This is a genomic window from Tenacibaculum sp. TB-56 (assembly GCF_059716275.2).
Map to the genome: position 1 here is coordinate 433,704 of NZ_CM201367.1, position 12,331 is coordinate 446,034.

Sequence of the window (12,331 nt, forward strand, 5' to 3'; positions counted from 1 at the left end):
TTTAAATTATATAAGAACAAAAGCCACCTTTAATAGGGTGGCTTTTTTTTACTAAAAAAAACAATCATTTACTTAATTTAACTCTTTTTATGTTAAAAAATTGCTTCTTTAATATATATTTATGATTTTAGCGGTTGATTAATTCAAATAATTACATAATGAGAACAAAGTTTAATGGAATTTTAACGCTATTCCTAGCGTTGATTGTGCAAATATCCTTTGCACAAGACAGAATAATTTCAGGTACTGTTTCTGACGAAACAGGTCCACTACCTGGGGTTACAATCTTTAAAAAAGGTACTACTCAGGGTACTGAAACTGATTTCGATGGAAACTACTCTATCAATGCTAAAACTGGTGATGTTTTAGTTTTCAGTTTTGTTGGTATGAAAACAGCTGAAAGAACTGTTGGAGGTTCTAATCAAATCTCAGTCGTTTTAGAAAGTGACAGTTTGCTTGAAGAAGTAGTTGTTACAGGTTACGCAGTTACTACTAAGCAAAAATCTAGTATAGCATCTACATCTTTGAGTGCTAAAACTATTGAAGACAGGCCTAATGCTAGTTTGGTTCAAACGCTTTCTGGTCAGGTTCCAGGTTTAGACATTTCAACAAACTCTGGTCAACCAGGTAGTAACTCTTTAGTTCAACTTCGTGGGGTTAACTCAATAAACGGTAATACAGAACCATTGTTTTTAATGGACGGAGTACCTATTAATGAAGATAACTTTAGAAGTTTAAACCCTAACGAAGTGGCTTCTATTACGATATTAAAAGATGCTGGAGCTACTGCAATTTATGGTAACAGAGGTGCTAATGGTGTTGTAATTATTAAAACTAAGAGAGGTGAAAAAGGAGCTAACCTTAAAGTTAATTATACTGGACTTTTAAGTTTTTCCTCTTTACAGGACCATAGATATAATCTAATGAATTCTCAACAATACCTTACGTTAGAAAGAATGCAAGGTGTTGGTAGAGGTGGTGGAGTAGGACACGCTCTTTTCCCTGATACTCAAACCGGTACACCTTTAACTGATACTGAAATAGCTCAAGCAAAGACTACTGACTGGATGGACTATTTCTTTAGAACCGGTATGACACAGAATCATACTATTGGGTTAACTAGTGGTAGTCAAAACTCTTCTCAATATACATCTTTGGGTTATTTTGATCAAGAAGGTATTTTAAAAGGAAGTAATTTAAAACGTTTTAATTTAAGAAATAATATTTCTGGAAACTCAAGTAATGAAAAATTTAATTACTCTACTTCTGTTTCTCTTAACTATTCTAAAAATGATGAGCCTACTTCAATTGGTACTACTGGTGTTAACCAAAACCCTCTATTTGGAGCCAATTCAGCTTTACCTTACTTTGTCCCTGAAGATTACCCAGGAGGTAGAGTATTAGCTCAAAGTTTTGTTTTAGCTTATGCTCCTTATTATATCATAGATAAACTTGCAACATATGTAGCTCTTGAAGAAGAATTAAAAATTATAGCTTCTGCTAATGGTAGCTATAAATTAACTGATGATATAACTGCTTCTATAAATGCTGGTATAGATTATGAAAGTGTTACTTACTTAGACTCTCAACACCCTATTTCAAGAAATCAACTACGTTTTAACCCTAATGTTGATGGATTTCAAAGTCAAAGTTCAGATCGTAGACTTACATTTAACTCTACATCTTCTTTAAGATGGGATAAAACATTTGGTAAACATACATTTGGTGTTGCTGCATACCTAGAGTATTTTAAAGCTCATTTAAGAAATTTCGGTTTTACACAAAATGGATTAAATCCTAAAACATTTTCACCTGGTGATGGTAGCGGATTCATTCCTGATTCACCAGATGATGACGATAAAGTAGATACTGTTTTTGCAAATAAATTAGATGCTGGTCTGCTATCTTACTTTGGTTCTTTTGATTATGATTTTGACACTAAATATGGTTTGAGCGCAACAGTAAGACGTGATGCATCTTATCGTTTTGCAACTACAAATAGATGGGGTACTTTCTGGTCTGTTTCTGGAAGATGGAACATTAGTAATGAAGACTTCATGCAAGGAAGCGCTTTTAACAACTTAAAATTAAGAGCTTCTTATGGTACAACAGGTAACCAAAGAATTACTGGTGACACGTATTTTTCTGGAGCTGATTTACCTTTCAGTTTTTATGGAACAGGTGTAGGTTATGCTGGTCAAGAACAAATTTTCTTAAGCCAAATTGGTAACAGTACTTTAAAATGGGAAACTGTAGCTCAATTTAACGTTGGTGTCGATTTTGGCGTTTTTAATAACAGATTAAGAGGTTCGTTAGATTATTATGCTAAAAAAACTACTGACTTATTCCAAGATTTACCTGTTTCTGCTATTAATGCTACTACACAAATTTCATCTAATACAGGAAGTTTAACAAATAAAGGGTTTGATGTACAATTGGAGTATGATATTGTTAAAAAAGAAGACTTAAGAGTTTCTGTTAATACAGTTGCTAACTACAACGAAAATAAACTAAGTGATATCCCTAGTGAAACAGGTGAGATCATAGGTATTGGCAGAAATGGTGGAAAAATAGGTGAATACTTTGCTGTTAGATACGCTGGTGTTAACCCTGCTAATGGTAACTTATTGTTCTTAGATAAAGATGGTAACCTTACTGAAAATCCTGATGCTGATAATGACAGAGTTTGGACAGGTAAAAACATTACTCCTGATGCTCAAGGTAGTTTTGGATTAAATGTTGACTATAAAGGATTTTTCCTTCAAACTCAATTCAACTATGTAATTGGTGTTGATCGTTTTGACTTTGATTATGCAGGTTACATTGACAGAGATGACATAGGTGATTTTAATTTATCTTCAGATATTTTAAGAGCATGGACTCCTGATAACAGAATAACGGATATTCCTAGTTTAGATGCTACTAACTTGGATGTCTCATCTGATAGGTTTTTAGTTCCTGCTGATTACTTAAGATTACGATTTGTTACTTTGGGATATTCTTTTCCTAATAAGTATTTAGAAAATACTGGTTTTAGCAAAGTAAGATTATTTGCTAATGCTGAAAACATGTTAACTTTTACTAAATTTAGAGGTTTTGATGCTTCAAGTAGAGCTGGTAGTAGGTCATACCCAACACCAAAAACAATTTCTTTTGGTATTGAATTAGGTTTATAAAAAAAATAATTTAAGATGAAAAAATATTTAAAAATATCATTTTTAATTGCTTTATCTATATCTTTTTATAGATGTGATAATGCGATAGACATTAACCAGCCAGGTAGATTAACTCCTGAGGTAACTTTTGAAACTGTGGATGATTTACAAGCTGGATTAATAGGAGTTTATACAAAGTATGACTTAACTCCTGAAATTGCTTTTAACGCAACTTACTCTGATGAAATTGCTGAAGGTTTTGCCGGAGGTGGTCAAGGGCAAGATTCAGGTTTTAGATATAATTTAAATGCCGGGTCAGACGCTCCTGCTGCATTTTGGTTAAATGGTTATGTAGAATTAAACTCTGTTAATAGAGTAATTGAAGGTTCTGAATTTGTGACTCCTGAAGCAACAGAGCAAGATCGTTATGATGACATCCTTGGTCAAGCTTATGCTTTAAGAGCTTTTTCTCACTTTCAGCTTTTATCTTATTTTTCAACAGACTACACTGATGATAATGCTTTAGCTGTTATAAAACTTGATTTTGTTCCTACAATTGATCAAAAATTACTTAGGAATACTAATGGCGAAATTTATGATTTAATTGAGTCTGATTTAACTAAGGCTGCAAGTTTATTAGATAGAGACTCTGATCCTATCTATGTATCTAAAGATTTTGTAAAGGCTCTTAGAGCAAGGGTTGCTGCATATAGAGGTGATTACACTACAGCTGCTCCTTTAGCTCAAGAACTTTTAAATAAATACCAAATAGCAGATCGTAATGATTATCAATTAATGTTTTTAGACCAGAGCAATGCTGAAATCATTTTTAAATTAGATAGATACTTAAATGGACCATATGACGGACAAGGTGCTACAGGTAGTGAATTTGCCGGTGGTTGGGCAGGTGCTAATTTTGCATTTGTAAATGCTACTGTTGGTGGTGGTGCTTACTATGAATTTGGAAGAAGTTTATTTAATTTATTCGACCCAGCTGATATCAGATATGATGTTTCAGTTGCTCCAACGTCTGTCGTTAGCCCTGATTATCAAAATGCGGTAGATTATTCACAAGAGGATAAATTAATAATTCAAAAATACCCTGGTTCAGATGGTCAATTTTTAATGAATGATTTAAAAGTATTTAGATCTTCTGAAATGTTATTAATCTTAGCTGAATCATATGCTGATAGTGGTAATTTAAATGGCTCTTCTAATTCTGTTGCTTCTTTAATTAAAGATCTAAGAGACAAAAGATTCGGAACAGCTCAACCTTTACCTAACTATGCATCTTCTCAGGAAGCATGGGCTGCTATTTTAAATGAAAGAAGAGTAGAATTCGCCTTTGAAGGACACAGATGGAAAGATATAAAAAGATTGGGTGAAAAAGCAAATCAAAATGCTTTAAGAGATCCGATGGATTGTTCAAGCTTCAATATGGTTTGTGAACTTCCGTATTCTGATTATAGATTTACTTTACCAATTCCATTAGTAGAGTTTAACGGTAACCCTGGTTTACGTGAACAACAAAACCCAGGTTATAATTAATATTTAATTATTAAAATTATGAGAAATAAATTTATAAATCTTATACTAATAATCACTACAGCTTTCTTTTTTAGTTGTAATGATCAAGAAAATGTAATTTTTGACAATAAAAATGGGCAAACAATGAGTCAGTTTGTTGGTTCTAGTGATACACAACCTGTTATTGTTGAAGGAACTGCTTTTACTGACATTAAAGTCCATGTTACTACCGTATCAAATTCTGAAAGAACAATTGAAGTTGCTGTGGGGCAAAACTCAACAGCTACAAGTAATCAATATATTATTTCAGACTTAGTTATTCCTGCTGGTGAATATGAAGGAACTGTAAGAGTAGCTGGTGTATATGACAATATCCCTGAAGGAGGACAATTTATTTTAGAATTAAAACTATTAGGAGTTTCTGGTAGTAATATAGTTTCTAACGACACTTTCAACCTTACCTTTTTTAGATTTTGTCCAGTTCAAATTGGAGAGTATACTATAGACATGCATGATGCTTACGGTGATGGATGGCAAACCGATGATGGTAATGGAGGCTCTGGTATGACAGCTACTCTTATAGATGGTAGTGGAAACGAAACTGTAATTGAATTTGGTATGTGTTCTCCTTATGGAGCTGGTTGGTTAGGTAGTAATAATGACTGTACCCCTGGTTCAGATGATGCGACTGCAACAATAAATGTTCCTGATGGAACTGTTAATATCATTTGGAATTTCCCTGGTGATCGATACGGAGAAATTAGCTTTGAAATCTATGCTCCTAACGGAAACCTTTTATACGCTTCAGGGGCAGCTGGTAACCAAGGAGCAGGAACATTACCTCCTTTTGTATACTGTTTATAATTTAAGTTAGATAATTTATTCTATAAAGAATAAATATTTTTATAACTCAAAACCACCTCTAACGAGGTGGTTTTTTTATACCATAAAATGAACTACATTTGCAGCATGGAACAAAACACAAACATTTTTGGTATAAGAGCCATTATTGAAGCTATAGAGAGTGGCGCTTCAATTAACAAAGTATATCTTCAAAAAGGCTTACGAGGAGATTTATTTTTTCAGTTAGACAAACTGTTGAAAAAAAATAAAATATCAACCAGTGTGGTTCCTACTGAAAAGCTAGACCGTTTATCAAAACATAACAATCATCAAGGAGCTGTTGCTAAAATTTCACCTATTGAATTTCACGATTTAGATAGTTTGATAGAAAATGTTTTAGATTCTGATAGCACTCCCCTATTCTTATTGTTAGATCAAGTGTCTGATGTGCGAAATTTCGGAGCTATTATCAGAACTGCTGAATGTACAGGTGTAAACGGAATTATCATTCAAAAAAGTGGTAGTGCTCCTGTAAATGCTGAAACTATTAAAACTTCTGCGGGTGCTGCGTTCAAAGTTCCTATTTGTAAAGTTGACCACATTAAAGATGCTATTTTTCAGTTAAAAGCTGCAGACATTAAATTAGTTGCTGCCACCGAAAAAACAGAAGATTCTGTTTTTGACATTAACTTTAATCAACCAATAGCTATCGTTATGGGATCTGAACACAAAGGAGTAAGTACTTCTGTATTAAAACTAGTAGATTACAAAGCTAAATTACCACTACTAGGTGAAATTGAATCACTAAATGTATCGGTTGCCTGTGGTGCCTTTTTATACGAAGCCGTAAGACAACGTTTATAAAAATATAATCCTGCTAAATGCAGGATTTTTTATTTTACTCTGGTTCGTTTTCTTTATAAATATACTTGTAGTTAATTTCTTTTAACTCTGTTTCTTCTTCTGGAACAGGCGGAACATAATTTCCATTTTCATCAAACATCGTATCAAATTCTGTTTTAGAAAACTCAAACTTTTCTTTTACAATTCCTCTTTTCCTATACAACAAAGCAAAGATAATTCCTGTTACCAATCCTGATAAGTGTCCTTCCCAAGACATTCCTTCTTTAATGGGTAAAACGTACCAAACCATACTTCCGTATAAAAAAATCGTGATAAACGAAACTGCTACTAATCGATAATTCTTTTTTATAATTCCACTGAAAAGCACAAAACTGAATAGTAAGTACACAATTCCACTTGCACCGATATGATATGACTCTCGAGCAATTATCCAAGTTAACAATCCAGTAATTATTCCTCCATAAATCAAAACTTTCACCGCTACTTCCTTATAAAAGTAAAAAAGGCACGTAGAAAGCACGAATAACGGAACAGAATTATTAAAAAGATGCTTTGTATCGCTATGAATAAAAGGAGAGCTAAAAATCCCTTTTAAACCACTAAAATTTCTTGGATACACTCCAAATTTGTTAAAATTCCATCCAAATTTAATTTCTAACCAATACACAAACCAAATAGCAAAAACAAACAGGAGAGGAATGGTAAATACCCTTGGAGAAAATTTTAAATGGTGTTCTGTTTTCATATGCTGAAAATAACAAAAATAAATCCAAAGTAGCATTTGTTAAGTTCTGTCATAAATCTTTGTTATTTTTACAAAATGAATCAACCTTTGGCAGAAAGAATACGTCCGCAAAGTTTAAGCGATTATATTAGTCAACAACATTTAGTGGGTGAAAACGGTATTTTAACCAATCATATCAAGCAGGGAATTATTCCTTCATTAATTTTATGGGGGCCTCCAGGAATTGGGAAAACCACCTTGGCAAATATTATTGCCAACGAATCTGGACGTCCATTTTACACCTTAAGTGCAATTAGTTCGGGTGTAAAAGATGTTCGTGAAGTCATTGAAAAAGCTAAAAAAAGTGGTGGATTGTTCACTCAGAAAAATCCGATTTTATTTATTGATGAGATTCATCGTTTTAGCAAATCGCAACAAGATTCGTTATTAGGCGCAGTTGAAAAAGGTTGGGTAACTTTAGTGGGTGCTACTACTGAAAATCCTAGCTTTGAGGTGATTCCTGCCCTACTCTCTCGTTGTCAAGTGTATATTTTGAATTCTTTTGACAAAGAGGATTTGATTGCGCTGTTACACAGAGCGATGGAAAAGGATGAAATTATTTCTCAGAAAAAAATCAATTTAAAAGAAACGGATGCTTTGCTACAAGTATCTGGTGGTGATGCTCGAAAACTCTTAAATATTTTTGAGTTATTGGTTGCTGCGGAGGATGAAATTGACATCACTAATAAGTTAGTCTTAGAAAAGATTCAAAAAAACACCGTTCGATACGATAAAACTGGTGAGCAACATTACGATATCATTTCTGCTTTTATCAAATCGATTAGAGGAAGCGATCCTAATGCTGCTGTTTATTGGTTAGCTCGTATGATTGAAGGTGGAGAGGATGTAAAGTTTATTGCACGAAGAATGCTTATTGCTGCTTCGGAAGATATTGGAAATGCAAATCCGACAGCGTTGATTTTAGCGAACAATACTTTTCAAGCGGTTTCAGTTATTGGCTATCCAGAATCGAGAATTATACTGAGTCAATGTGCAGTATATTTAGCTAATTCTGCAAAAAGTAACGCATCGTATATGGCGATTGGTGAAGCTCAAAATTTGGTTAGAACAACTGGCGATTTGTCTGTTCCGTTGCATTTACGAAATGCTCCTACTAAATTAATGAAGGATTTAGACTACGGAAAAGACTATCAATACTCGCACAATTACACAGGTAATTTTGTGAATCAAGAGTTTTTACCTGATGAAATTAAAAACACCAAACTATACGAACCAGGAAATAACGCTCGTGAAAATCAATTTAGAGAATTGTTAAAACAACGTTGGAAGGATAAATACAACTATTAAAAACTATGAATTTAACAAAGATTAAACCTGTTTATTTGTACTTATTATCTGGAACAATACTCCCTTCTTCAATAGTCTTTAAGGAAGAAAGGAGCTATTTATATTATACTTGTTTAGTTATTGGTTTTAGCCTTTTTCTCTTAGCAATTATTAAATATCTAAGAGAAAAATAATTAAAACTTCACTTGGTATTCTTCAATTACTTTACTATCATTCGTATAGTATTCAGCAAACCAAGAATTACCATTTTTGTATAAGATTCCGTTTTTATCTTTTATCACAAAAACATCTTTTACATTGGTTTTTAATACTTGAAAAACAACTTCTGGTTTCATGTTTACTAATTGAAAACCGTTAGGTATTGGTTGTGCAAATAATTGTTCTTTAGCATTGACTGGTTTTTCAACAACCTCCATTACTTTACTTTCTACTACCGTTGGTACAACAGCTACAGCTGGCACTTCTTTAGTTTTAGTTACAACATCTTCTTGTAACGGAATGTATTTATACTTTAAAGCTTCAATCGATTTAAAAGCATCACGGATTGCTTCTTGATATGCCTTTTTGTATTCTTTCTCTTTACTTCTTCCTTCTTTTGATGTAAACACAACTTTGTTGTAGCAATCAGTTAGTTCAATAACACTTTTAGTGGTGAACATACCTGATTCATCTTTTACAGTTCCTGTTAAAGCTAAACATCTGTTATTAGCTATTTCATCAGGTAAATTTTCATCATCTAAAAAAGCGGTAAATCCGTACTTGTTGAATAAAAACTTAGTTAGTGAACTTGTTTGGTATTTATCTTTTTCTTTAACAAAATCAAACTTGCTTGGTACGATTATATATTTATAATTGTTAATAGATTTTTGCGCAAAACTTGCTGTTGATATAAACAATGCTATTAAAAGTATTCTTTTCATTTTATGTCTTTTAGGTATAATATCTTTATTTCTTGATAAACTTATAAATAATTTTTTAATTCTATTAATGAAGCTACACGTTGTACTCCATTATTTTTAGCTTCTTCGGAAAAATGGATTGCCTTCATCCCCGAGTTTAGCGCTCCCATAACATCAGCTTCGTAGCTATCCCCTATCATAATCGATTCGTGAGCTTCAGCTTCAGCTTTGCTTAAAGCAAATTCAAAAACTTTAGGATTCGGTTTTTTAACTCCAACACATTCCGAAGTAATTACTTGCTTAAAGTATTTATCAATCCCTGATTTTTGAAGTTTTAAGTTCTGTACTTCTTCAAAACCATTGGTTATAATATGCAAATCATATTTATTTTCTAAATACTCTAAAACTTCTACAGCATCAGAAAACAGATAATTATAACTAGGTAGATAACGAATATAATCTTCAGAAATCACATCAATCATATCATCAGAAACCTTATAGTTTAAAGCATCAAAAGTTTCTTTTAATCTATGATATCTTAAATCTGATTTTTCAACTTTATCTTCTCTATACAATCGCCAATATTTTAAGTTTATCGGCATGTACACTTCTAAAAAATCATCAATAGGAATTGTAATGTTTTGCTCTTCGAAAATTTTCTGAAAAGTCAGTTTTGAATTTCTATCAAAATCCCAAAGTGTGTGGTCTAGATCAAAAAATAAATGCTTTATTTCCATATCTCTTTTATTGAATTGAATAGGTTTAGGGTTTAGGGTTTAGGGTTTAGGTAAACTAGTTTTTTACTCACACTATCGAAAGAAAAAACTTTTTACTTTTTACTTTTCACTTTTAATTTTACACTTTTCGTTTTTCACTTTATAAACTTCAGAACATCCGTAAATCTAAAAGTCTAACCATCTAATTATCTAAGTTTTTACAATTTTAAGCATTGAATTATACAATCTACCCCAACCTCTCCATCTCAAATAGTTACTTAAACTTTCGTTATGAAACACAGTAATAAAAGTACCATTAACTGCTTTTACTTCATTTTTTAAATCTCTAATTTTTCCTAACGATTGCTTTGGTGTAAACTTCATATAATCATTAAGCGTTGCATCCATAAGTGCAAATGAAAAGATTTTTAATGGTGTTTGAATTTCAAAATCTAAATCGTAAAAATAAAAAGGAGTGCATGTACTTGCTCTAAAACCTACATGACTTGCATAGCCCATTGAGTAATCTTCTTCTATTTCTAAATCGATTAATTGCTGATACGTTTCAGGCAACGAAACTCGTAAATAATGTTGTTTCGATCGTTTGATAGGAATATTTGTAATAGCTTCTAAACGCTCTTTCTCTTTCTTTAACAAAGAAACATCGTTCGTGGTGTAATATGACGGATGCAACCCTACTCGAGCATAATCTACCATATCTTTTATCAATAGCTTGAATTTTCTTTTTGAAGCAGAAACATTAGTGTCAAATGTTGTATAATCTCCTATTAAAAAGAAAAAAATGGTTCTTACATTATACGTTTTCTTTAATTCTATTAGCTTTTCAAAAGTATCAAACGGGTCTTTTTTTAGATTGAAAAGCACTGCGAACCTATCCCAAATTGTAAAAATTTTAAACTGTGATGCATCTTTTAAGAAACCTCCTATAGTTCTTATAAAACTCTTGTGTTTGTAGGCATAGGCATTATCAACATCTATTGTTGAAATATATTGATAGCTTCTTTCTTCATTTTCAAAATCGGGAAACTTATGTTTTAAGACCTCTAAAAACTTGTATGCCCAAATATCAACCAAAGGTTTTTCTAAAAATCCATTTTCATAAGCTACGCTTTGAGTTGCCGAAAAACGCCCGTGTTTGTCTTTAATATGCGGTAAATATTCTTCGTACCTAGAAATTAAATAAAAACTAGCAGCAAAAATATCAAACGGAATTTCTGAAGCTTCAATTGTAGAAAAAAAGCAAGGTACTCCTTCCCATTCTTGTATGTTGATTTCAACATCTTTTATACCTTGTTGAAATAACAACTCATTACTCTGAACAAAAAACTCTTTCCCTAAAGGTACGTTGGTATATGAAAACTTTGGCCCGTTAAAAGCTACAAACTCTTCAACTTTACCTGTAAAATCTATTTCAACCTGTAAAATACGTGTAAAAATTTGTTTGAAAATATAACGAACTCGAGGAGTAACTTTATGGGTGTAAATCAGTATCATACTCATTAAATATTAGTTGTAAAACCTACAACTATAAGATGCTTTCATCAGCAAAGCTAAAATACGCTTTTTCAGTAATAATTAAATGATCTAACAGTTTAATATCTAAAGTCTCTCCTGCTTTCTTTATCTTCTGAGTTAACTCTATATCACTTCTACTAGGTTCTAACTTTCCTGAAGGATGGTTGTGGCATACTATAATTCCGACAGATGATAATTCAAGTCCTCTTTTGTATAACAAACGTACATCAACCAAAGTAGCGGTAAATCCGCCTTTACTTAACTGGTGTTTTGCTAAAACTTTATTTGAATTATTTAAATACAACACCCAAAACTCTTCATGTTGTAAATCTCCAATGAGTGGTTGCATAATTTTAGCCACATCTTTAGAACTACTTATTTTTGGAGTTACTACTTTTTCTTCAAACTGTCTTCTTTTTCCAAACTCTAAAGCTGTAACTATTGATATTGCTTTTGCCTCCCCTATTCCTTTAAACTTCATTAATTCTTCTACAGATAGCTTTGCTAGCGAACTTAAATCATTGTTTACTGACAATAAAATTCTCTTAGCCAAACCTACAGCACTCTCTTCTCTATTGCCCGAACCTATTAAAATAGCTATTAACTCTGCATCCGACAAAGCTACTTTCCCTTTTAACAATAGCTTTTCTCTTGGTCTATCGTCTAATGCCCATGATTTAATTGAAATCTTTTTCATCC

Annotated in this window: 10 protein-coding genes; 5 read left to right on the forward strand and 5 right to left on the reverse strand. The window is 32.3% G+C overall.

Features of this window, described 5'->3' with window-relative positions:
* Window positions 1-158: 158 nt before the first annotated feature.
* The 4 genes from AC3VI6_RS02115 (at window position 159) to rlmB (ending at window position 6,389) form a co-directional block, all read left to right on the forward strand.
* On the forward strand, window positions 159-3,176 hold the full coding sequence (locus AC3VI6_RS02115; protein ID WP_497704985.1) for a SusC/RagA family TonB-linked outer membrane protein: 3,018 nt from the start codon (window positions 159-161) through the stop codon (window positions 3,174-3,176).
* 15 nt (window positions 3,177-3,191) lie between these two features.
* Window positions 3,192-4,703 carry a RagB/SusD family nutrient uptake outer membrane protein gene (locus AC3VI6_RS02120; protein ID WP_497704986.1) on the forward strand — a complete coding sequence of 504 codons (1,512 nt, stop codon included), beginning with the start codon at window positions 3,192-3,194 and terminating at the stop codon, window positions 4,701-4,703.
* 18 nt (window positions 4,704-4,721) lie between these two features.
* Entirely contained in the window at window positions 4,722-5,546 is an 825-nt protein-coding gene (locus AC3VI6_RS02125; RefSeq protein ID WP_497704987.1) for a hypothetical protein, read from the forward strand.
* Between the two features lie 105 nt (window positions 5,547-5,651).
* Complete coding sequence (gene rlmB, locus AC3VI6_RS02130) at window positions 5,652-6,389, forward strand: 23S rRNA (guanosine(2251)-2'-O)-methyltransferase RlmB (protein ID WP_497704988.1); 738 nt, start codon at window positions 5,652-5,654, stop codon at window positions 6,387-6,389.
* Between the two features lie 34 nt (window positions 6,390-6,423).
* On the opposite strand, the gene AC3VI6_RS02135 is transcribed toward rlmB, so the two are convergent.
* Complete coding sequence (locus AC3VI6_RS02135) at window positions 6,424-7,134, reverse strand: rhomboid family intramembrane serine protease (RefSeq protein WP_497704989.1); 711 nt, start codon at window positions 7,132-7,134, stop codon at window positions 6,424-6,426.
* Between the two features lie 75 nt (window positions 7,135-7,209).
* Between AC3VI6_RS02135 and AC3VI6_RS02140 the strand changes: the two genes are divergently transcribed.
* Window positions 7,210-8,481, forward strand: a complete 1,272-nt coding sequence (locus tag AC3VI6_RS02140; RefSeq protein WP_497704990.1) for a replication-associated recombination protein A — start codon at window positions 7,210-7,212, stop codon at window positions 8,479-8,481.
* A 173-nt stretch (window positions 8,482-8,654) separates the two neighbouring features.
* Here the strand turns inward: AC3VI6_RS02140 and AC3VI6_RS02145 are convergent, their stop codons facing one another.
* From AC3VI6_RS02145 to radC, 4 genes are all read right to left on the reverse strand, one after another.
* Entirely contained in the window at window positions 8,655-9,401 is a 747-nt protein-coding gene (locus AC3VI6_RS02145; RefSeq protein ID WP_497704991.1) for a hypothetical protein, read from the reverse strand.
* A gap of 41 nt (window positions 9,402-9,442) precedes the next feature.
* Window positions 9,443-10,117 (reverse strand): YjjG family noncanonical pyrimidine nucleotidase, encoded by a 675-nt coding sequence (locus AC3VI6_RS02150; RefSeq protein WP_497704992.1) that lies wholly within the window; start codon window positions 10,115-10,117, stop codon window positions 9,443-9,445.
* 189 nt (window positions 10,118-10,306) lie between these two features.
* Window positions 10,307-11,611, reverse strand: coding sequence for a polysaccharide deacetylase family protein (locus AC3VI6_RS02155; RefSeq protein WP_497706563.1), 1,305 nt, complete (start codon window positions 11,609-11,611; stop codon window positions 10,307-10,309).
* Between the two features lie 31 nt (window positions 11,612-11,642).
* Window positions 11,643-12,329 (reverse strand): RadC family protein, encoded by a 687-nt coding sequence (radC, locus tag AC3VI6_RS02160; protein WP_274635161.1) that lies wholly within the window; start codon window positions 12,327-12,329, stop codon window positions 11,643-11,645.
* Window positions 12,330-12,331 lie beyond the last annotated feature (2 nt).